A 26,095-nucleotide genomic window follows, 5' to 3' on the forward strand; every position below is an offset into this window, starting at 1 on the left:
ACTCAAGACTTCCATACAATATAAAAATAGAAATGTTAGATTTTTCAAAAAGTGACGGACTTGTCCCAGTGATTGTACAAGACGCCCAAACATTGGAAGTGTTGATGCTCGGCTATATGAATGAAGAAGCATGGCAAAAAACACAAGCCGAAAAGCGCGTTACTTTTTTTTCAAGAAGTAAAAATCGATTGTGGACTAAGGGTGAAGAAAGTGGAAACTTTCTAGAAGTGGTAGGATTGCATATTGATTGTGATCAAGATACGGTATTAATTAAAGCAAGACCAGCAGGCCCGACTTGTCATACCGGTAGTCGCAGCTGTTTCAATACAGAATTTAATCAAAATTTCGTATTGGAGCTCGAACGTATTATTAAGCATCGTTATGAATTTCCTTCTGACGAGTCTTATGTCAATCGTTTACGTTCAAAAGGAATTAACAAGATCGCGCAAAAAGTAGGTGAAGAGGCTGTTGAAACTGTTATCGCAGCATTGACAGAGACTGAGCATGATTTTATCAATGAAACTTCAGATTTATTATTCCATCTGTTGGTTCTACTACGTGAGAAAGGTATTTCTTTGGAGACCATTGCTAAAAATTTAGAAAGCAGACATCAATAATACGCTAATTTTAAAATACAGCATAAAATTAGGGTCACATGAATTATATTCCATGCGATTTTACTCCAAGAATTGGTGGAAGCTGAAGATAATAAAGATGCACTGAGGTTGCTTTCAGAAAATAGCAGATAAATTTACTTTTATAGCATAATCATGATATAAAAGTAAATTTATCTAAGTTTGTATACGGCAATTTTTTATTATGGATAAATTCGAAATAGAGCTAGCAGCAACATTAACAGGACATCAAAATCCCATCTTCGCTTTAGAAAAAGGATATTTTGCGCATACATTTTTTTCTGGGGGCAATGATAAAGGTGTGGTTGAATGGGATTCTCAAAACAGAACATTCAAACGCATTTTATGTGCAGTTAGTTCTTCGATTTATGCATTGCATTTAATACCCAATACATCTTATCTTGCCATCGCACTTCGTGAGGGGAAGGTGATGATTGTTGATGTGGAAAATCAGACATTAATAGCCAATCTGATGGTCTCCGATAAAGCTATTTTTGCGCTTCAGAGTATTCCTGCTAAAAATGAATTGGTAGCCGTAGGAGAGGATGGTGTCGCGAGTGTATGGTGCCTGAAGGATTATAAAAAAATATATGAATTTGCCATTTCATCAAATACCATTCGGACCATTGCCTTATCGCATGATCAAAAGAAAATTGCATTTGGAGATAAGAACGGTGATATATTTTTATTTTCTGCAGAAGACTATCATTTCTTGCTTGCCAATCAAAAGCACAGCATGCCCATTACAAGTCTTATCTTTTCGCGTAATAACCTTAAGCTCATTAGTGGGGCAAGAGATGCTGCTGTTAAAATATCTGATGTTGCGAGTTTAAAAGAGCAATACAGTTTTGTGCCCCATATGTTTACCGTATATGGCATCTATCCGCACCCCAATTATCCTGTTTTTGCAACAGTAAGCCGTGACAAATCATTCAAAATTTGGGATGAGGAAACATTTTCTTTGCTTAAAGTGATCAACCGTGATAAATTTTATGACTCCCATACGCTATCCATCAATACAGGACTTTGGATTGATGGAGGTCAATATTTCTTGACAGCAGGAGATGATAAATTGATCAAGGTTTGGGCATTAAAATGATGTCAAACCTGTCTATGACAGTAAAGAAACGATTTCAGTTAAATATTGAGCATCAATTTCATCGAAAGCGTTTAGCTCATCGCTATCGACATCCAATATGCCAATGATGCTATTGTCTTGATATATCGGAATGACGATTTCTGATTTTGATAGGGAACTACAAGCAATATGTCCAGGGAATTCCTCCACATTAGGTACGATTATGGTTTTGTTTTCTTTCCAGGAAGTGCCGCACACTCCACGACCATATTGAATACGTGTACAGGCTACAGGTCCTTGAAATGGACCGAGCACCAGCTGTTCACCCTCGATTAAGTAAAAACCCACCCAAAAGAAATTGAACTGTTCTTTCAGTGCCGCAGCAATATTTGCAAGATTAGCTATTTGATTGGTCTCACCTGTAACCAAACCTCTGATTTGAGGAACTAAGCCTATGTATTGATCTTTCTTCGTTCCTTTGTTTATTGTTAAATCTTCTGCCATAAAAAAAGCGCTATTATGCTGCTCAAAGTTAACAGAATAATAGCGCTTGTAAAATATAAAAATTCTTTCCTTAACAGATTACAATTTTTTTAAGGCCAATTTGATCATACCCTCTACTGTCAGATTTGGATCTGTTTGAATCACAGCATTCAATACTTTCTCAGAAGTGGCTTTGTTGAAACCTAACATGACCAAAGCAGATAGTGCTTCGTCTGGTAGAGACTGTGCCATCGGAATCGTTGAAAGGGATTCTACACCTTGTTTTTTCAATTTATCTTGCAATTCTAAAATCAAGCGTTGTGCTGTTTTAGGACCAATACCTTTTATTTTCTGAATGAGCGTAACCTGACCATTGACAATGGCAGATTGAATTTCTTCTGGAGTATTGGATGAAAGAATCATACGTCCTGTATTTGGACCGATGCCAGATACCGAAATCAGATTTTCAAATAACTTCTTTTCTCCTTCAGTTGCAAACCCGTAGAGCGTATGTGCATCTTCCCTTACCTGAAAAGAGATGAATAGCTTACACTGCTCCTGGTCTTTTATTAAGGAAAATGTATTTAAGGAAATGTGGATATAATAGCCAATTCCACCCACATCGAGAACGACGTGAGTGGGGGCTTTATGTGCTAATTTCCCGTTAAAATATGCATACATAGCGATACGGAAAAAGAATTAATTACCTTGTTTTTCATGTGACTGTACATCGACTACAGCAATAGTAACCATATTCACGATTTCGCGAACTGAACTATCTAATTGTAATACGTGAACAGGTTTGTTCATACCCAGTAAGATTGGTCCCACAGCTTCTGCATTGCCCACTTCTTGTAACAATTTGTAGGCAATATTACCTGATTCTAAATTTGGGAATACCAATGTATTTGCTGGCTGTCCTTTCAATGTACTGAACGGGAAATTTGCTTCTAACAAATCACTATTCAGAGCAAAGTTTGCTTGTAAATCGCCGTCAGCAACAATTTCTGGATGATCTTTGTGAACGATTTTAATGGCTTCACGTACTTTAGTTGGTGTATTTCCTTCGTTAGAACCAAAGTTAGAATAAGAAAGTAAAGCAATACGAGGGCTTACATTCATTTTTCTAACAGCTTTGTCCAATAATACGGTAATATCTGCCAACTCTTTTGCAGAAGGCTCTTTATTGACCGTAGTATCACCTAAGAAGATCGGACCTTTTTTTGTCAACATCATATACATACCAGCGATACGGCTACCTTCTTTAGCGCCGATAACATGGATCGCAGGTTTGATGGTATTGGCATAGTTCTTTGTTAATCCTGAGATCAATGTATCAGCATCTCCAAATTGAACCATACTTGCTCCAAAGTAATTGCGATCAATTAGAAGTTTTTTAGCATCTAATTTAGAAAGACCACGACGTTGTCTTTTTACAAATAAATGTTCAACATATTCATTGACACGTTCTGACTCCATTTCTTCCAATGGATCAATGATTTGTACATCAGCCAATTCAAAACCGAATTCGTTAATTAACGCATTGATTTTTCCTTTTTTACCCAATAAAATAGGAACTGCAATACCTTCTTCTTTTACGATTTGTGCCGCACGAAGCGTTTTGTAATTATCTGCTTCAGCAAATACAACACGTTTCGGATTCCGTTTTGCTGCCATGGTCAGATTGCGCATGATCGCATCATCCTGACCTAATCTCTTGCGAAGTGTTTCTCTGTATTTATCCCAGTCTTCGATGATATGTTTTGCAACACCCGATGCAATTGCCGCTTTCGCTACAGCCACAGAAACCTCAGTGATCAAACGTGGATCATTAGGTTTTGGAATAATATAATCCGCAGAGAATTTTAGGTTGTTGGTGTTATAAGCTAGATTAACTTCTTCAGGAACGGGTTGTTTAGCTAGATCAGCGATCGCTTTTGTCGCAGCCACTTTCATTTCTTCATTGATAGCAGTAGCACGTACGTCTAAAGCACCACGGAAGATATAAGGGAAGCCTAATACGTTGTTTACCTGGTTCGGGTAATCTGAACGTCCTGTACCCATAATCACATCGTTACGCGTGGCAACTGCTAAATCGTAAGCGATCTCTGGGTTAGGATTAGCCATAGCTAATACAATCGGCTGATCAGCCATGGTCAATAACATTTCTGCTGTCAATACGTCTGCAGCTGAAAGTCCGATAAATACATCAGCACCATTTACAGCATCAGCAAGGGTATGGATATCACGATCAGTGGCATAAGTTGCTTTCATCGCATCCAATGTTTCACGATCACGACGGATCACACCTTTACTGTCTAACATGACAATATTTTCTTTTCTAGCACCAGCAGATACGTACATTCCAGTACAGGAAATAGCAGCAGCACCAGCACCATTTACAACGATTTTTACATCCTCAATTTTTTTATTGATTAGTTCACAAGCGTTGATCAGAGCAGCACAAGAGATAATAGCTGTACCATGTTGATCATCGTGCATCACTGGGATATTCATTTCAGCTTTCAAGCGTCTTTCAATTTCAAAACACTCTGGAGCTTTAATATCTTCTAAATTAATACCACCAAATGTAGGTTCCATTGCTTTCACAATGTTGACAAACTCATCTACATTTTTAGTGTCAAGTTCAATGTCAAAAACATCAATATCAGCGAAGATTTTAAATAATAAACCTTTACCTTCCATAACTGGTTTACCAGCTACAGCACCGATATCACCAAGACCTAATACGGCTGTACCATTACTAATTACCGCAACTAAATTACCTTTTGCGGTATATTTGTAAGCGTCTTCATTATTTGCAGCGATAGCTAAACAAGGCTCAGCAACACCTGGTGAATAAGCTAGCGATAAATCTCTTTGAGAATTTGTTGGCTTTGTTGGCACAACAGCTATTTTACCAGGTCTACCCATGGAATGGTAGTCTAATGCCGCTTGTTTACGATTTACATTACTCATTTTAATTCTTTTATATAGTGCTAGTTTGTTAAACTAAGGTTACAAATGTATCATTCTTTTTTTGAGAAAGAAATGATAAATAGTCAAAAATTTATTCTGAAGGGTCAATTTATTTTAATACATCAAGAAGGGTGAACATTCGTTTGCGCATGGCGGTGGCTGATCCGGAATAATTGTTGACTAAAAGAGTAAAGGTATATTTCTCTCCTGAACTGTTATTTTGGATGCCAGTATAGCCCAATGCACCTCCGATGGTGCCACTTTTCATCTTCATATTATTATATTCTGGTAAACTTTTATAGAATTCGGGGAACCAGGATTGCGATTGAGCGTACTGCATGATTTTGGTCATTGCTGCTGTCGTAACTCTATTTTGAGGAGAAAGACCTGATCCATCTTGATTGTTAAGTTCGCTATTGTTAATCTTTAATTTAGTTTCCCAATATTTCTGTATCAAAGATGCACCTTCGCTTGTTTCTGTCTTTTGTGCAGTTTGATAAGCAATTGCCTTTAAGAGTGCTTCGCCATAAAGATTGATGCTCTTTTGATTGAACCAATAAACAATGGTAGCAAGATCAGGTGACTCATGGGTGTCTAAGTGATGTTTTACGATCGTTGTTCCGGCAAGAACTTGACCGTTACTTGCTGATGTTGCTGTTTTGATCCCGACATGATCCAGTGCTTTTTCTAATTGAAAGGCTACATCATATGCGGGATCGGGAACGGAAATCTCAATAGTCTTTTTAAGGTCTAAGCCATAAGTTCCGCGGATGTAGATGGTAGAAGCATAGGGGCCCGAATAGGCATATACCTGATCACCAGATCCGTTTTTACCTGTTGTCACCTCATTTATAATTTTGAGATAAGAAAGATCTGCGGTCAAATTTTTAATAGGAGCGGGCTTGCCGATCGCATCATTGGGAGAGAAGACCACACCTACTGCATTCTCTCTCCAGTTAAGTGAAGAGACACCGGCACCATAATAATTTCCAATATCAGACCAGATCCAACCTCCAGGCACTTTGTACCCTTGATAACGTGTGTCGTCACCTATGATACGGCCTTTTATTTCTTTAATACCTGCATTTTGAATGACGTATATCCATTTGTTGATGATCTGTTCTTCCGTTGACTCGGGATAGCGGCTACTTCCTAAAGTAGGATCTCCAGATCCTTCAATAATAATATCGCCTTCTAGTACACCATCTGCCTGAATAGTTCCTGTGTACGTTAAAAGTGTTTTGAATTTATAATCCTTTCCCAAAATGTCAAATGCGGTAGCTGAAGTAATGACTTTCATCGTTGACGCAGTAGCCAAGCCCACATCTTGATTGTGTTCAAAAATAGGTGCTCCCGTACTTGCATCTAATACGGTCAAAGAAGCTGTTGCATTTTTTAATGAGGGATCATTTTCAAATTGTCGATAGGCTGCTTCAATTTTGGATTTTGATGCGGATTGTGAGAATGCGGATGTATGGAGTAACGGGAATAAGCAAATACTAACAAGGGTTAAGGTTGTACTGGTTTTCATTAATGATAATCTTTTCTGTTTTCATAAAGATACTATTGTTTGCTCAGAAATGTTTAATATGAAAGTCAAAAAGTAATACTTTAATACCCCTCTATGCCTGTCTGTAAACCTAACTAGGATCTATGCCTATTTTCATAAAAATGGAAGTGCTCCTTGATTTAGAATTGTTAATGAATATGATCCGACATGCTCAAAAACGGCTTATCGGTCGTGTCCTTATGTTTTTAAAAGCAATATGACATATTGGAATGTTTACCCAAGCGGATAATATTTCGTTGTAAATCATGGATTTAAATTAATAATAAGTTAAGTTTTGACTGTTGTTGTCATGCTTTTCTTTTTCTTGCTAGCTAAATATAAAAATCCATAATCTTCCGCTCTGTGCTCAGCGCTATTATCAATATGTTTCATCTAAAAAAAATGGCTCTAAGTTATGTTCGTGTCATTAATTGTGATGAATGATAGATTCTAATAAGTTGATTATTAATGATTGATCTCGTATTTAGGTGATAATTGCAGATGTTCAGTGCTTGATTTTATTAAATCTTTTGATAAAAAACTTAATAAAATATTAAAAATGCATTAACCTTATGTTATTTTTGGAACGTTAATTTTGAGTGTTGATTCATCGTAATCGACCTCCTATTGGGTATTATATTAATTTAAGTAGATGAGAAAGAACTGGCTTTATGTGCTAGGGTGCGTGGCTTTAATGTTTTCTTCATGCCGTAAGGAAACTGACCTAATTTCAAAGTATACCTCCAATCAGGTATATTTTTCAAGTAAAATTGCGGGTCTTCCGCAAACAAGAGTTCAAGGAACTCAATGGAGTGCCCATGATGCCATTGGAATTTTTATGTTCCAACATGGTATGGCTTTAAACGAAGCTTCTATTGTAAACAATGGCTTTAACCAACCATACACAACTCCTGGTAATGGTAATTTTTCACCTCAAAATGCACAGGCTTTGCTAGAATTTCCACGAGGAAGTAAAGTGAGTTTTGTTGCATATTATCCTTATCAAGAGCATGGTACATTAACACCTTCACTAGACATCACGAATCAGGAGAATCAAGCTCAACTTGATTTCATGGTAGCACGAAATACAACAGGATTGACTTCGGGGCAAGGTCCGGTAGCCTTATCGTTTGACAGACAAATGAGTAAACTGGAACTTAAAATTAAGGGAGCGGATCTACAGGGTTTAAAAGCTGATTTTATAGCCCTGCCATCGAGAGCGAGTTTCAATCTTTCTTCGGGACAATGGATAAAAGGTAATACAAACACAGATATTGCTGCTCGGGTGTCACAGAATTCGACGAATGAAATGATCGTCGAATGGACAATTTACCCAGGTACACTTACGGCAGAAAATAAAATCGTATTTACAAAGGCCGATGGGAAATCTTACACTTGGAGCATAGGTGAAGGTAAAAGCTATGAAAAGGGTTACCGATATCAGTATGACATCACACTGGGGAAGGACGGAACTGTTACTCCGCAACCTACAGCAGCCTATATGGAGCTGCCGGTAATATCAGAAAGTGCCACGGTCAAGTACAATCTCAAAATGTCGTCTTCTACAAAGAGAAATTACTCCATGTTGTATGATACCGAATATAAGGTGGCTTATTGGGTAGCTTATCCATTAAGCAAGGATTATCTCGGAAGTCAGAAACGGACAGATGTGTGGGCCTACGATCCCGCATTTTCATCAAATTTTCAAGCAAATCTCGAAAAGGGATATCCCAATAATGCGACGTTATTGCTCGACCGTGGTCATCAGTTACCGAGCGGAGACCGGACATACGATTTCGCTGAAAATGCATCCACGTTCTATTATACAAATATGACGCCGCAGAATAGATCCTTAAATCAAGGTTTATGGGCTGATCTTGAAAATAAAGTCCGTACCTGGACTACCCAGTCGGGAGTAGATACCATGTATGTAGTGACGGGTGCGATGGTCACGACCGCAACAGACAAGGTCGTCGATTATGTGAAGGATAATTCTGGGAAAGATGTCGCAAAACCCAAATATTATTACAAAGTATTGGCTATGAAAAAAGGTTCCGATTATTATACTATAGGATTTCGTATGAACAATGTGACGCCGACTAATACAGATTACATGAGCTATACGGTGACGGTTGAATCTCTGGAGAAAGAAACTGGATTTACATTTTTCCCTGCATTAGATCAGGAAACTAAATCGACTATCAATACACAGATATGGCGTAAATAGCGATATGATCATACATTATTAAATCAATTATTCAGATATAAAAAACATGAAAAAGAACCAATTTCTAGGTGCTGCACTGGCACTGATTGTTGTAGGACATTCTTGTAAGAACGATGACTATCGCGATTTGGGAACAAATGATAACGCACAGGTGCAATTTACTTCTTCGATTGCGGGTAGCGTAGCTACACGTGTCACAGGTAATGCTTGGGATGCTGACGATGCTGTAGGTGTATTTATGAAACAAGGTGATGGATTGTCTAATCCATTAGCCGCCAATAAAAAATATAGTACTGGCGGTAATGGTAATTTCTCTGGACAAGGAGCAGATATCATCAACTATCCACAGACAGGATCAGTAGATTTTATTGCATACTATCCATATACAACAAATCTTGAAGGAGCGATATTGCCTGTCACCGTCGCAGATCAGAGTGCTCCAGCTGCTATTGATGTGCTCTACTCCAACAATGCAACAGGCTTGACAAAAGCTAGTGGAGCTGCTAATCTTACTTTTAATCATAAACTGACTAAAGTCGCATTAGCTGTTAAACCAGGAAATGGTTTGACAGATATAAATGGACTACAGGTGGTCTACCGTAATGTCAATACTACAGCAGCATTAGATCTAGCGACCGGTATATTGAGCGGAGCTGCTGCTGTGCAGAATGTTACAGCAAAAACTACAGCACAAACGGATGCACAGTTGGTGGAAGCAATCCTGCTTCCTGGTGATTTTTCTGCTAAAGAGTTGGTTTTTACATTAGCATCAGGCACCTTTAAATGGACTTTGCCAGCTAATACGACCTTTGAAGCAGGTAAGAAATATACTTACGATATTGTTTTGTTGAAAAATGATGGAGTTAACCAAGTCGCAGTAACCGGCAATGGTACTATTACAGACTGGACAACTGTACCTGGGGGATCTGTAAATGTAGACATCGATGGCAGTCAGACTCCTACTGATCCAGGAAAAGAAGAGACAATTTTCTTGGAAACTTTTGGTGATCCTGATCCTAAAGCATCAAAAAAGGATAGAATTGGTACCTATGCAGGTTATACTGCAACAGGCGTGACATATTCGGATCTCTACACAGCTACATATGCAGATGTGCGTGCTACTTCAACAATAAATGGACATGTGTGGCTACCAGCAAACAAAGATACCGGGTTTAAAATCGAAGGAATTAATGCTGCCGGCGTTACCAATCTGAAGTTATCTTATAAATTAGCTGGTAACGCAGTGAGCTTGCCAATGACAGGGGTAAAAGTTCGTGTTAATGGTGTAGAACTCGCTGTCCCTACAGGAGTACTGGGTGCAGAAGCAAATACATTTTCAACTATTGATATCTCAGGCATTGCAAATAGTAACAGCATCACACTCGAATTCTATAGCAAAGAAACAGACAATACAAATGGTTACCGTATTGATGACATCAAACTTGTCGGTACAAAATAATAGGGTTGATTAATACATGAAGTTGTAAACAAGAAGAGGATCGCTTTCTCTTCTTGTTTATTTTTTATCCGTAATTTAGGTATTCTCAATATTTTTCCTACCTCGGTCTATTTTAAGATTTATATTAGATTTTATTTTAACGTTACACATGCGTAGTTTAATTTATTTATATAGTTGTATTGTTTTACTTTATGTCACGAGCTGCGCAAAGAAAGAGGATGATACCATTGCTCCGATAGCTTCTCGTACGGTGATGGTCTATATGGCTGCAAACAATAGCTTATCAGCAGAAGCATATCAAAATCTCAATCAGATGGAAGAAGGATTTGTGAGTATCGACGGTAAATTGTTGGTCTATGCCAGATTATTTGGTCAGCAGCCCAAAATATATGAAATTCAGTACGATACTAGTCCAGAAATTAAAAGTAAGGTTCTTAAAACATATAGTGATCATGATTCTTCCGATCCAGAGATGATGAAAATCATATTTGCGGATATGAAGGGTCTCTCTCCGTCGCATTCGTATGGAGCTATTTTATGGTCTCATGCAACCAACTGGGTTCCTGCGAATCTTGGTAAATTGGGTACTAGGTCTTTTGGCGATGATCATTTTAGCCGTATGGATGTACAGCAGCTTCAATCAGCTTTACCTCAAGGGTTGGATTTTCTTATTTTTGATGCTTGTTCTATGGCATCTGTAGAAGTGTTATATGAACTTCGTGAGGCTGCACCCTATATCCTCGCATCGCCAACTGAAGTATTGAGTGTCGGCATGCCATACCATCAGATCAACTCCTTATTATTTGATCGTGATGTTAAACATGGATTGACCGCAATCGCAAAAGCATATGTCGGGTATTATCAACAAAAAATAGGTTTGGAGCAGTCTGCTACCTTTTCGCTGGTAGATACTAAGCAATTGCCCGGGCTGGCACACAAGACCGCGCAATTGTTGTCGCAAAATCCACAGTTCTTGTCGGGGATAAACAGAAATAATGTACAGCGCTTAGATCTAGATCCTAATACTCCTGTCAAAGCATATGATTTTTTAGATCTATTTGAGAAACATCTTCCATCGGACCAGTTATTGTCTTTTAAGTCTGCGATCGACAAGGCCATTATATTTAAAGCGAATACCCGCACTTTCTTAGGTAAACCCATCACTAATTTTTCAGGGCTGTCAAGCTATATACCTGCCCCCGAAGAAAGTTATCTTTTTCCCTTTTACAGGACGCTAGCTTGGTACGGTGATGCGGGATATAATAGCTTATTTTGACAAAATAACCATAAACGTAAAAATATCGATTAGTGGTTTACTTCTTCAAATTTTCCTAACTTGCATGATCAAATTAGAGAAACAATGACGCATTCAGAAAAAACTAGCGGCAATAAGAAGTCTGATGAAAGATCAAGGTGTTGATGGTTACATTATCCCTTCTTCTGATCCGCATATAAGTGAATATTTACCAGATCGTTATAAATGTATTGCATGGACTTCGGGTTTTACGGGTTCAGCAGGTACGTTAGTTATTACACAAGATTTTGCAGGTTTATGGACGGATGCCCGTTATTTTGTTCAAGCAAATGAACAATTGGCTGGGACTGGATTTGAATTGGTAAAATTAAAAGTTCAGGGCAATGCCGAATATGCAGAATGGTTGGGTGAACAATTAGCGAAAGGAGCAAAGGTTGCATTTGATGGAAATTTAGCTTCTTTATTAGTCGCACAATCGGTAAAAGATATATTAAAACCTATTGATATTATTGTTGACGGTCACGTTGATTTATTATCATCGCTTTGGGAGGGAAGACCTTCTTTACCTACTGCAAAAGCATATTTATTGGCTGATACAACAACAGGACAATCAACAGCATCTAAATTAGCTGCAGTACGTGCTGTCATGGTCAAGAATAGAGCGCAGGCGCATCTTATATCTTCTCTAGATGATCTCGCTTGGCTGCTCAATATCCGTGGTCGTGATGTTCCTTGTAATCCAGTTGTTTTAGGTTTTGTTTATATAACAGCTGATGAAGCTATCTTATACATTGAGCCTGTTAAATTGGATGAGGCTACAAGAATAAGTTTACAATCTTCGGGGGTGCAGGTGAAACCTTATGAAGACGTATATACTCAGGTTAGCCATTTAGCGGTCGATTCCATATTGATCGATCCGAAGAGAACCTGTTTTGCGATCTACGACGCTATACCTGCTGCGGTTAATATTATTGAAAAAATCAATCCTTCGACGTCTTTAAAAGCAGTGAAGAATGAAGTGGAAATTGCACATACGCGTGAAACCATGATCAATGATGGCGTTGCGCTGACCAAATTTTTTAAATGGTTGGAAACGGCGGTACCACAAGGTGATCAATCTGAAATATCTATTGCAGCAAGATTACAGGAGTTTAGAGAGGAACAACCTGGTTTTAATGATATTAGTTTCAATACCATCGCTGGTTATTTAGACCATGGTGCATTGCCACATTATTCTGCAACTATTGAGAGCAACTATACGTTAAAATCAAAAGGATTGTTACTCGTGGACTCTGGAGGCCAATACCAAACGGGTACGACAGATATCACACGTGTCGTGTCGTTGGGTGAGATCACGCAGGAAGAAAAAGAAGATTATACCATCGTATTAAAAGGAACTATAGAAGGTAGTCAGGCCATATTTCCGCAAGGATCTAAAGGTTATCAGATTGATGCGATCACCCGTCGCCCGATTTGGGCCACACTTCGCAATTATGGACATGGAACTGGACATGGTGTAGGATTTTTCTTGAATGTGCACGAAGGACCGCAAACTTTCAACTCTGCAAATATTGATGTTGCTATAGAATCGGGGATGATCAGCTCTATTGAACCTGGTTTATACCGCGAAGGAAAGCATGGTATCCGTATCGAAAATTTGGTTTTATCGCGAAATGCGGAGTCTTCTATATTTGGTGATTTTATGGATTTTGAGACGCTGACTATCTGTTATATCGCTACAGATCTAGTTGATAAAACCTTATTAGACCAACAGCATATCAACTGGTTGAACCAGTATAATCAATGGGTTTTCGATAAACTGAAGAGTCGATTAAATGAGGAAGAGCAAGCATGGTTAAAAGATAAAACGGCAGCGATTTAATAGGTCGGCATAACTACTAGCATAAAAAAGGAGATTATATGATCTCCTTTTTTGTTATAAAATAGATGTGCTATAACGTTTTAATTGTTTGAAAATAATCCTATTTTTGTTGAAAGACCAAATCATATCATGCGTAAAATCCTATTTTTAAGTTTTATCTTCTTCTGTTCTTTATCTTCATTCGGACAGCAATATATCATTCCGATGCCGCAACATGTGGAAGTACTACAACAGCCTTCATTTTCTTTGCAAGGTAATCTTGTGATCGGAACGGGCTCATTTGAAACACAGGCTAAATATTTAGCTAATCAACTGGAAGGTCTATTGCGATCAAAAGTTAATCTTAAAAAATCGGGAACGATACGTTTTCAGAAAATAAATCATCAGGTGGCAGGTCAGCACGATTATTATGAATTAAAAATCGATGCTAAAGGTATTGTCATTTCTGCATCTACAGAAGATGCAGCTTTTTATGCTGTGCAGTCCTTACTACAGCTTGTAGAGGAGCATCGGGCAAAAGGTAGTATACCGGCATTGGAAATCAAGGATTATGCTAAATTTACGTATAGAGGGGTTCATCTTGATGTGAGCAGACACTTCTTTACTGCCAATGAGGTCAAATCATTCTTGGATTATTTATCGCGCTATAAAATGAATAAATTTCATTGGCACCTAACCGATGATCAGGGATGGCGTATCGAAATTAAAAGTCATCCAAAGCTAACAGAAATTGGTGCTTTTCGAGCGGTAACACAAGATGTGAAAGATTCCAAATTGACAAAAGATGGTCGCTATGGCGGATTTTATACACAGGAACAGGTAAAAGATGTGGTGGCCTATGCAAAAAAGCTGCATATCGAAGTCATTCCTGAAATCGAGATGCCAGGTCATGCGCTAGCAGCTTTGGCGGCCTATCCTGAACTTTCTTGTACCGGTGGACCGTTTAAAGTAGGAACATCTTGGGGTGTCATGGATGATATCTACTGTCCAAAGGAAGAAACCTTTTCCTTATTGGAAGATGTAATCGATGAAGTCGTTACTTTGTTCCCGAGTCATTATATCCATATCGGTGGTGATGAGGCTCCGAAAACACGATGGAAGGCTTGTGCACACTGTCAAGATCTCATTAAGAAGGAGGGATTGAAAGATGAATTTGAATTGCAATCGTACTTCATCAAACGGATGGAGAAATATATCAATGCAAAAGGTAAAAGTATCATCGGTTGGGATGAAATTTTAGAAGGCGGCTTGGCTCCCAATGCTACGGTGATGAGTTGGACAGGTATCGAAGGTGGTATTCATGCTGCTAAGACGGGACATGATGCGATAATGACTCCTGTAAGTCATATGTATTTGGACTATTATCAAGGAAATCCACAATCTGAACCGTTAGCTTTTAATGCAGAACTGCGTTTGGATAAAGTATATTCTTTTAATCCAGTTCCTAAAGAATTGAGTGCGCAAGAAGCGAAACATATTTTGGGGCCACAGGCGAATATGTGGACCGAATATATTACAAATTTTAAGCACGTCGAGTACATGCTTTTTCCTCGATTGCTAGCTTTATCCGAAGTGGCTTGGGGTACATCCAATCCTGACCAATATAAATCTTTTGAGAAAAGAGTCATCCATGAGTTTAATTATCTTGATCGTAAGAGCATCAATTATAGTAAGGCTATTTTTGAACTAAATGGCAGCATTGTTTCTAAGGAGGGAAAGATGTACTACGAATTGTCGACAATAAAGAACGATGGAACGATACGTTATACAACAGATGGAACTGAGCCGAATATCCAAAGTCCAATTTACAAAAGTCCAATTTTAGTCGATAAAACAGTAACCATCAATGCGGCAAACTTTGCTGTTGATCGGATGATTGGATCGGTATTGAAACAGGATTTTGTTATCAGTAAATCGACTGGAAAATCGATCCAATTGCTGCATGAACCAAGTGAAGCGTATTATGGAAGCGGTGGTGCGACCTTGGTCGATGGTGTTTATGGAAACAAGCAATATTTCAAAAAAAATTGGCTAGGTTTTAATGCCAAAGATTTAGTAGCAACGATTGATCTTGGTACAGCAACGACATTTTCAAATGTTGAACTGAATGTCGTAGATCAAAATGCGAGCTGGATTTATTATCCGCAGTCGGTAAAAGTTTATGTATCCAACGACAATCAAAATTTTACGCTTGTAAAAGAGGTGGGAAAAGAGGTGATTTCCGAATCGAAAGGAACCATCAAATTACAGTTTGATCAGCAGACGGCAAAATATGTAAAGATTGAAGTTCAGCATTTGAATCAAATCCCATCAGGATCAACAGGTGCGGGATCTGCAGCTTGGTTATTTGTTGATGAATTGTCGGTTTATTAATGTACGTTTTGTGCGCATCAGTTGGTACTGAAGCGTGTAAGTTGGTATAACACTGATACCTAGTCGAGCGTCAGCTAGTTAAAAAAGAGACCAGAAAAATTATTTTTCTGGTCTCTTTTTTGAGCTTATTAAGCTGGTGGATATATCAATCTAACATCAACAAAAACTATTTTGTGATGCATTTTTTTGGGGGCAGCTGATTCTGATGAGTAACGTTTTCCTATACTTCGGAATTTAGTTGACGAATCAATTCGTACAGTTTCGATTTATCTATCGGCTTCAATAAATACCCATCGATAAAAGGATAATGTGCTATCTGTTCCTGATCGCTTCTACTGGTTGATGAACTGATAATATATATGTTCATTTGACTTAAAAAATCCGAACCATAATGTTCTAATTTATCCATCATTTCCCAACCTGTCATAAATGGCATGTTGATATCGACGAATATGATTTCTGGAGTCATATCTTGCTGTTGTTTTTTATTTTCAAAATAATCCAATGCATCGAGTGCATTTTCAAATAGGTTGATCTCAAGTGGGAAATCTGGAAAGCTTTTAATCATGTTGTTAAAAATAACACGTAGAATGGCATTATCGTCTACTACCGTTATCATGCTCTTTTTTGTGGAATTAGAAGTTTTCATGTTGTTGTTTTTAGAAATCTCACTAAAAAAGTAGTGCCTTTACCTGGAGCGCTTTTAATGTCTATTTTACCACCTAGGGCTTCAACTTGATACCTTGTGATAAATAGACCGATACCTTTACTATCAAAACCACGATGAAATACTTTTCGAAACATGAAAAGTTGTGACTTATATTTAGGTAAGTCAATTCCTATGCCATTGTCTTCTATGCTGAAAATGGGGGTGTTATCTTCAATGTATGTTCTGATATGAATCTGAGGTGCTATATTTGGATCTGTAAATTTTAAAGCATTACTGAGTAAATTATTGAAAATACTTTCCAAATACTTTGTAGGATAGTGGATGTTTTCAACTTGGAAATCGGCTGTTAGTTGGGCGTTTTTACTTTGGATCTCGCCGATAAATTGACTGTAGATCTTTGTGTAAATCAAAGAAAAATTACAGTTATCTTTTAAAATATTTGTATTTTCTCGTAATTCCAATATCTCCGATAATTCTTCTAATGTATCGGTCAAGCTATCATTGCTGGTTTTTAAAAGATCTAAATATTCATTTTTAACATCAATGTTACTTTCATCTTTCAATTCGCTAAGGAGCATATGTATATTGCTAACAGGTCCTCTTAAGTTATGGGCAACAATCTGATTGAAATCTTCCAGCTGTTTAACTTTTGTTTCCAATTCAATTTTTACCAGCTCAAGTTCATGTTTTTGTCGTTCGAGAATCTCGCGGTTCTTTTTAGCATCGGATATATCCTGTAGCTGAACGATAAAAAAAGAGAGCTCGTTAAATTGATTGTGAACCGCTGAAATTGTAACAGAACACCAAATGTAATGCCCTAGCTTGTGTTGATAGCGTTTTTCTAAAGTAAAGCTATCAATTTCTCCTCTGGCAAGTCTTTGTCTTTGTTTATAGTCAAATTCAAGATCGTCGGGATGTGTATAATCTAAAAAATTAATGGTAGACAATTCCTCTTGTGAAAATCCCAAGATTTTGCTTAGGGTTTTATTTGCTTCAATGCAATTGCCTTGTAAATTGGTCAGAGAAATGCCTAGGCCGGAGAAATGAAATGCTTGATTAAATTTATGCTGGTTAAATCTTATTTTTTCTAGTGATTCTACTTTTTCAGAAATGTCGGATACCACAATGGCAACACGGTCTTTGGTTAAATGAATAGGCATTACTTTCATTTTGTACCACTTCCCCTTATGGGTGTCGAAGTTGGATATGAACTCCATTTTGCAAACCTTATTTAAGGTAAGTGCTTTGTCAATCAATTCTAAGGCTCTCTTAGAAATCGGTAGTGGAAATAAATCCTTTAGGTTTTTGTTTAAAAATTCATCGGGTTTGTAAAATAATAGATCTGAATTACTCGTCCAATAGTTTGTAAAAACACCTTCTTTCGTTACTTCAAATACAAGATCGTCGAGCGAAGCGACAAGAAGCTGAAGATGCTTTTTTTTCTCGAGCAGATCTTTATTTTCTGTTATTAATCTGGTCACATCGCAAATGGCGATAATCATATGCATGTCAGATCTTTCGGGTACTATTTTAGAGCTAAAAGAGAGCCATTTAAGATGTCCTTCTTCTGTCATTATGCCATAATTATGATCAATCTGTTTTTCACCGGTTTGTAATGTATTATAAAAAGAGAGTTCTTCAGTAGGGATGATACGCTGATCTTCTACAGCATAAAAAATCAAGGCCTCTTGAAATTTTTTATTGCCAATTTTGTCTATAGGTAATAAAAGCTTGACTTGCTCATTGTAGGATAGCATATAACCATCTTTATCAAGCGCTAATAAGCCCTCAATCCCTAAAGTTATCGGGTAGGAGTACTGTTCGTTCAATGCGTGGTAGTCAGGTTCCATTCGTGGATCAAGTTAGAAAGCCTTTTAATATTGAAGCATGCAAAAGTGCACATTTTATTCAATTTAATGATTAAAATTGAGCATTTAGGTATTATATTTAGATGATGTATTGATTTTTTTTAATTTTTCTTTTCTATCCAGATGCTATTCAGCCAAAGATGTTCACTTCCTTCTTTCTTGAATGATATCTTTTGCGGGCCCGTATGATCGATCTTAATAGACCCTAAACTGGTATTGACAAACTCGTCTGTATAGTTGTTTTCATTGGGTTCAACGACCATTTTTCCATTTGAATCTAGTTTTTCAGTTACGGATTGTGTCCCTATTTGAATTGAAATAGTCGAGAAGATTTTATTCGGATTATGTGCAGATATATCCACTTTATAAACACCTACTTCAGGAAAATCAATCATCCATTCGATCGTCTCATTGTTAGTCTGAATATGCTGTGGCCTCTTGCCGTCATATTTGGTTATTTGTAATTTATCTTGATGAAGTGCATTTGTACTATTTAAAGCAAAGCCTCCAAATGTTGATTCCGCTACGATCTCTTTATCGAGCTGTAAGGGTTCGTTGTAGGTCAGCGAAATAGTCGATACAAAAGGATCAGGTTGTTTTGCTGGCAATTGTATATGTAATAATCCACTCTTCTGTTTAAACTTTAAAGAGGTTTCAGATGCACCAATTCGAACGGAGACTTGTGAAGGTTTTGATTTTATTCCAGATATCCGCAATATCCGATCAAGGGGCCAATTAAAAACCTGTGCATACACCTGTGTTTGCTTGCCATGTGTTTTTGTTGTGAGGTAGCCCCAATCGTGCTGATTGACTCTTAAATCCAATCCAGTGGCACCATAAATGCTCTCTCCTTGTCGTTGGAGCCATTTGCCTATATCTTCAAGTCTGGAGATGCTCTCATAGGGTAGTGTTCCATCTGCCCGTGGTCCGATATTTAAAGTATAGCCACCGTTGAGACTGACATTTGATATCAATGAATTGAAGATCTGGCTTGTCGATTTCCACTCGTTCTCTTGTCCATTGTATCCCCAAGAGTGAGCGATTGTACCGGGAGTTTCCCATGGATGGTCAACATAGGTAGTTCCAAACTGATTGTCACCGAATGTTTCAAAATCTATATTTTTTTCGTCTGTTGGTAAACCTAGTCTGGAATTGATCAAGCACTTCGGTTGCAGGGTATGAATGAGTTGAACGACTTGTTGCAGCTGTTGCTTTTTAATAATTGATTTTTCATATGGAATCCACATATCAAACCACATCAGTGCGATATCGCCATAGTTGGTTAACAGCTCGCGCAATTGTGGGATTACTTTTTCCTGCCAGTATTGATTATATTGTTGGTCGGTAACATGTCCTGTCAATTCTTGGTTATGATTCCATGCATATGGATGTTCCCAATCGATCCAATGTGAATAGTAAAACCCAAGTTTCATATCATGCTTCTTGCATGCTACAGCTAATTCTTTGATGATATCTCGATTGGTTCCGCTTAATCTACTGAGGCTGTAATCACCGATCTTAGTATCCCATATGGCTACTCCATCATGATGTTTGGCCGTCATGATGATATACTTCATTCCAGCTTTTTTGGCGAGTAGTACCCATTTTTCTGGATTGATCTGATCCCATACAAATCGCTTTGCCAGTTCACCATATTCCTCTTTGGAGACCCGATTACGATAGCGTAGCCATTCTGCATAATTGTTTGCATAGCGCAGTTTTTCACCTTTCCACAAGCCTTCGGCTGCACTATAAAGTCCCCAATGAATAAACATGCCAAAACGGTCGTGGGTAAACCATTGTGTTTTTGAATTCTGCTGTGCAAAAAGTGCAGTCGTAAATATGAAAAATAGACAAAAAGCAAATAGAATTCTTTTCAAGGACTTCATCATAGCGGTTACGGTCTTAAGATAGACGTAAGATAGTAAAAATATTCCATGTAGCGCAAAACAGTTTTTAAGTTATTTTATATCATAATAGGTGAATGAATTAAGTTTCAGCATAAATTTTGATATGAGAATGGGGCGAGATACGAAATTTATATTAGATTAAGATCTCAATTTGTATGTCTACATCATCATCTAAGGAATACTTACTAGGGATTGATCTGCTCCTTAAATTTAGCGATGATAGCTGTGCTTTAGCGATCATCGCTCATGGTGTCTGGTCGATGATGACTTTCATGCTGATACAAATCCATTATCATGTTATATGTTTAGTTGCTAGTCCAAATTTTAGACTGCAAATGCGCCTATGATGGCCGTTGGATGTAATTCTTTATGATTTAGCAATATAAATCTGTCCGCGATCACTCCATAATATTCAATACTCATCGCTACAATAGCGGACTGGGCTTGTCTTGCAGTGCAGTCAATTAAAAATTGATGTTTGTCCTGTACTTTTGGTCCGTTAACAAGATCAAGATCCAAATGCTTTTCGACGATATTAAAGACCGTATGGGTATCGAAATTATAGATCCCTACTCCTATTTTGATACGAATGGAATGGGTGTAGGGAGGCCTATACAGATCATTTTTTATATTAAAGCTCGGAAATTGTATCTGTAGCTGTTGATCAACTTGCATATTCAAGGTGGGATCAAAGTAGAGAAAATCATGCATATGGCACTTTTCATTAAATTGGAAGTTCAGCAAACGGTCTAGTTTTCCAAGATGTATAGTTTTTTGCCCCAGGTATTGCCCATTTGCCCGCATGACACGTTTAAGATAAGTGATGAGGCGATTATGCATCGTACTGTCATGGAATCCCAGATGGAGGCCATTAAATGTGCGTCTTATTAATGAACCGGCTTTGCTGGCTTTTCCAAAGTCAATGGAAGCTGCTACTGTCCACCTGCTTTGCCTGGTTTTGGAGCTGCTTTTAGTTTGGACGATATTTTTGTTATTTACTTTGCGATGTACGAGTCCTCCAAGTGACCCACGTAGATAGCCGTCGTCAATATATCCCATAATTATAGCTAATAAAATGATTCATATTGATGAAGTTAATGAAATAAATAATTAAAAATCAGACTTTTAATTTTTTTTATAAAAATTGAAATGGTGAAGTATTAATCATTTTTAAATTTATAAATAGAGAGTTCTGTCCATTATAAAATTGTTAATGGAGCTCCTTTTTATTGTTAGTTAGAGCAAATGCAATTAGCGGATATCCCTATAGGCCAATATTGCTGCATATCGGTATCGTATGTCGGGGTAATATGATCATGATACTAGGGAAAAGTACGATCTAATCATTAGACACGCAAGGTCCCTCCGTTGTATATGCGTGTTAGATCCGTGGTAAGTCCGAGTTAAACATGGAAATAATATGTTTACATCATTCTGTCAAGATTCAAATACCTACTGTTACATACCAAGAGGACATATACTATCATTGGTCTTATGATAAACATGTACTGAATATGTGCATAAGACACGGATGTGATATAGTTTAAATCGTTTTATGTAAATAATTGATGTGTATTTTGGTTTAATAAATGAACAAATGTATGCTAAATCTATATCATATATTTTTTATTTTCAATATTATTTTTACATTTGTATAGAATATCTGTACATTTTAATAATTTTTATAAAACTTGATTATGGAACTTAACACTCAGTTTTTAGTTGATCGATTGGTTCAGCGGATGGACGTCGATCGCATTTTTTTGTTTCAATTCTTAGATGAGGGCCGTAAAAGCCCCCATCTACTGTTAGTTGTCAACCCTATCAAAGGTGTTTCTGTCAGAAGCGTTTCGCCTATTATTCATCTTTGTATGGCGGATATGCCAGAGATTCCTTTTACTGTTATTTGGACTAGTGATTGGGTCAGTCAATTGAAAAAGGGAAGTTTATATTATACTTATGCTTCGCTGCCTTCGCATCAGCTTTATCAATCGGGAAAGAAAGGTTATCCAACGGTATCCAATAAGCTTGTAAATAGTTTAATGGAGATGTTTGTGTTGGACTATGCTCAAGGAAAAAAGGTGGCCGAGGAGTTTATGGTTGCTTGTTATTCTTTTAGATCAAAGATGGACTTTTTTCAGGCGACTGTCATGTTGCATCAGTTTGTTATGTTGCGGTTAAAGGGGTTTCAAAGCATGGTAGGAGGGGCTATTGGGAAGTCACAAAATCTGGAACATCTGCTGAAAGTGATGCGCGGAGCAGTGCCCGGACTTTTCGAAATTTTTACTTATGATGTCCATAGTACACGTCTGCTCAGACTGCTGGATAGCAGTTATCTATATTCGAAAAAAAAGGATCGTATCGATATTTTGGAAGAGGAATTTGAGTTTTTATTGGTACAATGTCAAGCTTTAGGAAAAGCTATGGATGACATGGTTGATTTTATGAATGATGGTGTAGCTGCCTATCGTAAAAAGCAAAGTGATCGCATCGCACAGGTTACTCAGTTGGGGGGTAGTGTTGATAAAATCTCTGTTGTAGATCGCAAGCAGAATAACAATGTAGCTGTAGATTCTCCTATTTTAAAAGATTTTTCTGGTTTTCCTTGGCCGCAAAAGTACAAAGATGATGCTCATATCATTATCGATAAGATCTTTTCGAGCTATCGGCCCGAACAAATTTTATTGGTTAACTATCAAAGTGCTGGATTATCAAAAGGCAACCCTTTTCAAAACGAGGAAGTTCATCAATCTGATGGTGTCAAAATTCAGCTTTATCTGGTCGTCCTGACTAAGAAGAACTTGCCATTTTCTTTTCGACAGCGAAATTTTGGTGATGTTGGAGCTTCTATGGTGTTTTTGGATTTACCTCATGTGGAAAAGCATCTGGCACTCGGAAGTCGGTTTGTGAATATCGTTTGGGAAAAATCTTGGATTTTAAGGCAAAAGTCTACTTTCCATACGCATTTGAAAGCTCAAGAGATAGATTGGAGCGATCAACTGGAGCACGTTAAAAGCTGTTCTGAAAATGCTGGTTCTGTTATGCGCAATTTGTTGATGACGATGACAGATGCGCCTCAATTGATGCCTGACACGGCTTTGCTATTGCTACGTGAACTTTATATTATCGGTATACAAACTTATGTGCAGTGCGCCATTGGATATATTCCTAAAAATATGGATCTGTCGGATCTGATGGACTGGTCTGCTGTTGCAAGTACAGATGTTATAGATGGCATTATGAATACTCATGATCTGAATAAGCTGATTCTGTCAATTATTTTAAAACCTAAAGATATATGGTGGAAAAGTGCTGCTATGGATATGGATGAAAAGCACAAAACGTTGATCATAAATCAGGCCCGTGCTATTGTTGAGCTGTACGAAAGACTGCTTAAAGGTGTCGTTTTATCTATTGAACAACGAATTGTGGAAGCAAGTTAGGGACTGCGATAATTTTTCGAGAATATTAATTTAAATTTTTTGAAGATTTTCGCTAGGGAAAAAGCGTTTTGAGGAACCTTATTATATAAGGATAAATGGGAACTTGTTATTTCAAGAAACCAAAGCCTGTTGGCGTAAATACGTATAGCCGGGATCGATGCATAGTTGCTTTGTATCTATTATATATCTCAAAAGTATTTGACATGCTTAGGAGCTGTTTCATTAAGACGTAGTAGCGCAAGGAGTTTTTGTTTATTGGTAGATCCTGTATCACTAAAATTCTTATTACATAAAATCAAAGCATGATGAAAAATACGGATTCGGAAACTATCGTAATACCAACAAGTTTTAGATATGCTTGTGAACTTTTTGGTATTGCGGTACCGGATTTTTTGCAACTATATGTGAATCATTTTTCTTATATGGATCAAAATTTCCATGATCATTCGGTTTATAATTTGGTTACTAAATCTTTTGAATATGTGCGTCAGGAAGATGAAGGTCAAAATCAAGTCCTACAGATTAAACTGAATAAAGAAGATCAAGATAAGGGTGTGAAGCTCATTCAAAGTCAAATCAAATTGTCCATAAACAAAAATTACAGCAATGCGCAAAAGAGAAGCAAAGGTAAGTTGTTGACTCATCGACTTTATGATATCTTTTCGAAAGGTCTTGAATTAAAGGAAGTTATTTATCTTGATGAGGAGAATACGATTACGTTGAATAAAGATTTACTGTTTAAATCTATTCTTACCGGCATTTCAGTGACGCAGTTTTTGAACCGAATCATGGAATGTGTGGCTATACCTGAGCATTTGGCAAGATTACATCTAAATAAAGCTGTATATAATCCAGTTTTAGGAGTGTATATGCGTGTTTATGACGGTTATGGTCATATCTGTGATCAACAATATCAAAAGTCTCCGAAATGTCGATTACTTATTATGGAAATTCAGGAATTGGATAAGCGTTATTTCTTTTGTCGTGATTTACAGCAACGAACTGTTTTTTATCAAGAATGGTTAGATCACTATGTGAAAATTAATGCTTCAGTTTACTAGCCTTTAATGGTTGATAAGTCTCCATTTGTTTGCCGCTGGACTATACGAATTTTGTAGTATATCGTTGAAATTATAACCTCTTTTAAAATTTATTCTTATGAAAAACTTAGAAACTATTAAGCTTACACAAGAGTTTAAGCAATTTTGCGATATTTTTAATTTTACTCCGCAAGAGGTGCTTCAGGCATTTATCGATCAGGTGGATATTGCACAGTATATGTGTTTTCCCTTGGATCCTGATCGATGGGCTAATCTATTTATGATGGAATATCTTCTGAAGTATACAGATTCGGAAGATACGTTGAGAGCATACGGTGAATTTGGTGAAAAGTGGGTGAGGATAATGGAAGCTGGAGGTAGTGATGTCGTTGCGCATACTAAAAAACTTTTAGAGGATTGGCATCAATCTGTTTTGGAGGATCGTATTAACAAGATTATGAATGGTGAGTTGGATGATGATCAATGAAATTCTGCGTCTTGCTATTGTAGCTTCATAAGCAGGTACTTTTGTGCTTAGCCATCTTTTTTGTAGCAATTTGTGCAAGAGTGACGTTATCATAGGACTAACACGATAAACTATGATAAAAAAAATGATCTATGCGATTGTTCTCTTCTCTTTATTGACAAATTGTGCAAAAGATAAGGGTACGCCAATTTATGATGATCCGAAAGACTTTCAAAAAATATTATCTACCTATATCTGGCAACCCATACATGTCAATGAGGGGTCTGAAAACCAGCTGGTCAACTATAAACCGGATGACTGTGAAATGGACAATAGCTATCTCTTTTTATTTCAGGACGAATCCAATGAAATGCGGTTGGATAAAGGTGCTAAAAGTTGTACGGCGCAAGAGGGTATGTTTGAACTAGGTATTTTTAAAGGAAAAAATACAAATGGTTTTACTTTCAACAAAGAGAAAGCTACCATCAAATTTTCTGATAGCGATCCGTATTCTTCTTATCTCGTAGCGTTTGAGGGAAATCGATTGATCATTACCTCTCAAAATAATAATCCGGCTGCGTTTGTTGTTCCTGTAAAATATTATTTTAAAGGTGTAAAAAAGTAGTTGAATCGATTAGGACCGTATTGTATAAGAAATACTGGCTTAGCCAGATAATATGGCATAAAAAGGATTTTGTGTAAACTGCTCTAAAAAGTTAGAAATTGTTTGAAGGTCGTGTAGAACTATCATCTTTTTTATGTCGTGTATTTTTGTTGA

19 protein-coding genes are annotated in these 26,095 nt (G+C 37.3%); 11 read left to right on the top strand and 8 right to left on the bottom strand.

From position 1 onward, the window contains the following. Positions 1–32 precede the first annotated feature (32 nt). Both hisIE and AC06G9_RS02545 read left to right on the top strand, forming a co-directional pair. Positions 33–617, top strand: a complete 585-nt coding sequence (gene hisIE / locus AC06G9_RS02540; protein ID WP_094771737.1) for a bifunctional phosphoribosyl-AMP cyclohydrolase/phosphoribosyl-ATP diphosphatase HisIE — start codon at positions 33–35, stop codon at positions 615–617. A 202-nt stretch (positions 618–819) separates the two neighbouring features. Continuing rightward, a complete protein-coding gene (locus AC06G9_RS02545) occupies positions 820–1,734 on the top strand; it encodes a WD40 repeat domain-containing protein (RefSeq protein ID WP_480957467.1) in 915 nt (304 codons plus the stop codon). 12 nt (positions 1,735–1,746) lie between these two features. Here the strand turns inward: AC06G9_RS02545 and AC06G9_RS02550 are convergent, their stop codons facing one another. The 4 genes from AC06G9_RS02550 to dacB form a co-directional block, all read right to left on the bottom strand. Beyond that, positions 1,747–2,217 (bottom strand): GAF domain-containing protein, encoded by a 471-nt coding sequence (locus AC06G9_RS02550; RefSeq protein ID WP_045752641.1) that lies wholly within the window; start codon positions 2,215–2,217, stop codon positions 1,747–1,749. 78 nt (positions 2,218–2,295) lie between these two features. Continuing rightward, entirely contained in the window at positions 2,296–2,877 is a 582-nt protein-coding gene (ruvA, locus tag AC06G9_RS02555) for a Holliday junction branch migration protein RuvA (RefSeq protein WP_045752642.1), read from the bottom strand. 18 nt (positions 2,878–2,895) lie between these two features. Then, a complete protein-coding gene (locus tag AC06G9_RS02560; protein WP_248754845.1) occupies positions 2,896–5,175 on the bottom strand; it encodes an NADP-dependent malic enzyme in 2,280 nt (759 codons plus the stop codon). 109 nt (positions 5,176–5,284) lie between these two features. After that, positions 5,285–6,706 carry a D-alanyl-D-alanine carboxypeptidase/D-alanyl-D-alanine endopeptidase gene (gene dacB, locus AC06G9_RS02565; RefSeq protein ID WP_480957468.1) on the bottom strand — a complete coding sequence of 474 codons (1,422 nt, stop codon included), beginning with the start codon at positions 6,704–6,706 and terminating at the stop codon, positions 5,285–5,287. A 670-nt stretch (positions 6,707–7,376) separates the two neighbouring features. Between dacB and AC06G9_RS02570 the strand changes: the two genes are divergently transcribed. The 5 genes from AC06G9_RS02570 (at position 7,377) to AC06G9_RS02590 (ending at position 15,920) form a co-directional block, all read left to right on the top strand. Further along, the gene (locus tag AC06G9_RS02570) at positions 7,377–8,951 is read left to right on the top strand and encodes a DNA/RNA non-specific endonuclease (RefSeq protein WP_480957469.1); all 1,575 of its coding nucleotides are present in this window, start codon (positions 7,377–7,379) and stop codon (positions 8,949–8,951) included. 46 nt (positions 8,952–8,997) lie between these two features. Further along, on the top strand, positions 8,998–10,410 hold the full coding sequence (locus tag AC06G9_RS02575) for a fimbrillin family protein (protein ID WP_480957470.1): 1,413 nt from the start codon (positions 8,998–9,000) through the stop codon (positions 10,408–10,410). A 148-nt stretch (positions 10,411–10,558) separates the two neighbouring features. Next, a complete protein-coding gene (locus AC06G9_RS02580) occupies positions 10,559–11,686 on the top strand; it encodes a clostripain-related cysteine peptidase (protein ID WP_480957471.1) in 1,128 nt (375 codons plus the stop codon). Between the two features lie 112 nt (positions 11,687–11,798). Beyond that, complete coding sequence (locus tag AC06G9_RS02585; protein WP_480958170.1) at positions 11,799–13,547, top strand: aminopeptidase P family protein; 1,749 nt, start codon at positions 11,799–11,801, stop codon at positions 13,545–13,547. A gap of 129 nt (positions 13,548–13,676) precedes the next feature. Continuing rightward, positions 13,677–15,920 (top strand): glycoside hydrolase family 20 protein, encoded by a 2,244-nt coding sequence (locus AC06G9_RS02590; RefSeq protein ID WP_480957472.1) that lies wholly within the window; start codon positions 13,677–13,679, stop codon positions 15,918–15,920. A gap of 220 nt (positions 15,921–16,140) precedes the next feature. Here the strand turns inward: AC06G9_RS02590 and AC06G9_RS02595 are convergent, their stop codons facing one another. The 4 genes from AC06G9_RS02595 to AC06G9_RS02610 all read right to left on the bottom strand — a co-directional run bounded on the left by AC06G9_RS02595 (position 16,141) and on the right by AC06G9_RS02610 (position 21,427). Next, the gene (locus AC06G9_RS02595) at positions 16,141–16,569 is read right to left on the bottom strand and encodes a response regulator (RefSeq protein ID WP_052627472.1); all 429 of its coding nucleotides are present in this window, start codon (positions 16,567–16,569) and stop codon (positions 16,141–16,143) included. After that, entirely contained in the window at positions 16,566–18,440 is a 1,875-nt protein-coding gene (locus AC06G9_RS02600) for a PAS domain-containing sensor histidine kinase (protein ID WP_346570178.1), read from the bottom strand. The genes AC06G9_RS02595 and AC06G9_RS02600 overlap by 4 nt, the downstream gene beginning before the upstream one ends. Before the next feature lie 119 nt (positions 18,441–18,559). After that, positions 18,560–20,350, bottom strand: a complete 1,791-nt coding sequence (locus tag AC06G9_RS02605) for an alpha-L-fucosidase (protein ID WP_480957473.1) — start codon at positions 20,348–20,350, stop codon at positions 18,560–18,562. A gap of 342 nt (positions 20,351–20,692) precedes the next feature. Continuing rightward, on the bottom strand, positions 20,693–21,427 hold the full coding sequence (locus AC06G9_RS02610) for a hypothetical protein (RefSeq protein ID WP_248754837.1): 735 nt from the start codon (positions 21,425–21,427) through the stop codon (positions 20,693–20,695). Positions 21,428–22,065: 638 nt separating this feature from the next. On the opposite strand from AC06G9_RS02610, the gene AC06G9_RS02615 reads away from it, so the two are divergent. The 4 genes from AC06G9_RS02615 to AC06G9_RS02630 all read left to right on the top strand — a co-directional run bounded on the left by AC06G9_RS02615 (position 22,066) and on the right by AC06G9_RS02630 (position 25,942). Then, positions 22,066–23,811 (top strand): hypothetical protein, encoded by a 1,746-nt coding sequence (locus tag AC06G9_RS02615; RefSeq protein WP_480957474.1) that lies wholly within the window; start codon positions 22,066–22,068, stop codon positions 23,809–23,811. A 302-nt stretch (positions 23,812–24,113) separates the two neighbouring features. Then, positions 24,114–24,872, top strand: a complete 759-nt coding sequence (locus tag AC06G9_RS02620) for a hypothetical protein (RefSeq protein WP_094771749.1) — start codon at positions 24,114–24,116, stop codon at positions 24,870–24,872. A gap of 97 nt (positions 24,873–24,969) precedes the next feature. Then, complete coding sequence (locus AC06G9_RS02625; RefSeq protein ID WP_248754834.1) at positions 24,970–25,338, top strand: hypothetical protein; 369 nt, start codon at positions 24,970–24,972, stop codon at positions 25,336–25,338. A gap of 112 nt (positions 25,339–25,450) precedes the next feature. After that, positions 25,451–25,942: a hypothetical protein gene (locus AC06G9_RS02630; RefSeq protein WP_346570184.1), complete on the top strand. Its 492-nt coding sequence runs from the start codon at positions 25,451–25,453 to the stop codon at positions 25,940–25,942. The last annotated feature ends 153 nt before the right edge of the window (positions 25,943–26,095 follow it).

This window comes from Sphingobacterium sp. MAE, from assembly GCF_056711605.1.

Excerpts from the sequence above, each read along its gene's own strand:
- AC06G9_RS02550 (WP_045752641.1), bottom strand. The coding sequence starts at position 2,217 with ATGGCAGAAGATTTAACAATAAACAAAGGAACGAAGAAAGATCAATAC.
- AC06G9_RS02575 (WP_480957470.1), top strand. The coding sequence starts at position 8,998 with ATGAAAAAGAACCAATTTCTAGGTGCTGCACTGGCACTGATTGTTGTA.
- AC06G9_RS02570 (WP_480957469.1), top strand. The coding sequence starts at position 7,377 with ATGAGAAAGAACTGGCTTTATGTGCTAGGGTGCGTGGCTTTAATGTTT.
- AC06G9_RS02560 (WP_248754845.1), bottom strand. The coding sequence starts at position 5,175 with ATGAGTAATGTAAATCGTAAACAAGCGGCATTAGACTACCATTCCATG.
- AC06G9_RS02545 (WP_480957467.1), top strand. The coding sequence starts at position 820 with ATGGATAAATTCGAAATAGAGCTAGCAGCAACATTAACAGGACATCAA.
- AC06G9_RS02615 (WP_480957474.1), top strand. The coding sequence starts at position 22,066 with ATGGAACTTAACACTCAGTTTTTAGTTGATCGATTGGTTCAGCGGATG.
- AC06G9_RS02630 (WP_346570184.1), top strand. The coding sequence starts at position 25,451 with ATGATAAAAAAAATGATCTATGCGATTGTTCTCTTCTCTTTATTGACA.
- AC06G9_RS02590 (WP_480957472.1), top strand. The coding sequence starts at position 13,677 with ATGCGTAAAATCCTATTTTTAAGTTTTATCTTCTTCTGTTCTTTATCT.
- AC06G9_RS02600 (WP_346570178.1), bottom strand. The coding sequence starts at position 18,440 with ATGGAACCTGACTACCACGCATTGAACGAACAGTACTCCTACCCGATA.
- dacB (WP_480957468.1), bottom strand. The coding sequence starts at position 6,706 with ATGAAAACCAGTACAACCTTAACCCTTGTTAGTATTTGCTTATTCCCG.
- AC06G9_RS02595 (WP_052627472.1), bottom strand. The coding sequence starts at position 16,569 with ATGAAAACTTCTAATTCCACAAAAAAGAGCATGATAACGGTAGTAGAC.
- ruvA (WP_045752642.1), bottom strand. The coding sequence starts at position 2,877 with ATGTATGCATATTTTAACGGGAAATTAGCACATAAAGCCCCCACTCAC.
- AC06G9_RS02610 (WP_248754837.1), bottom strand. The coding sequence starts at position 21,427 with ATGGGATATATTGACGACGGCTATCTACGTGGGTCACTTGGAGGACTC.
- AC06G9_RS02580 (WP_480957471.1), top strand. The coding sequence starts at position 10,559 with ATGCGTAGTTTAATTTATTTATATAGTTGTATTGTTTTACTTTATGTC.
- AC06G9_RS02625 (WP_248754834.1), top strand. The coding sequence starts at position 24,970 with ATGAAAAACTTAGAAACTATTAAGCTTACACAAGAGTTTAAGCAATTT.
- AC06G9_RS02605 (WP_480957473.1), bottom strand. The coding sequence starts at position 20,350 with ATGATGAAGTCCTTGAAAAGAATTCTATTTGCTTTTTGTCTATTTTTC.
- hisIE (WP_094771737.1), top strand. The coding sequence starts at position 33 with ATGTTAGATTTTTCAAAAAGTGACGGACTTGTCCCAGTGATTGTACAA.
- AC06G9_RS02620 (WP_094771749.1), top strand. The coding sequence starts at position 24,114 with ATGATGAAAAATACGGATTCGGAAACTATCGTAATACCAACAAGTTTT.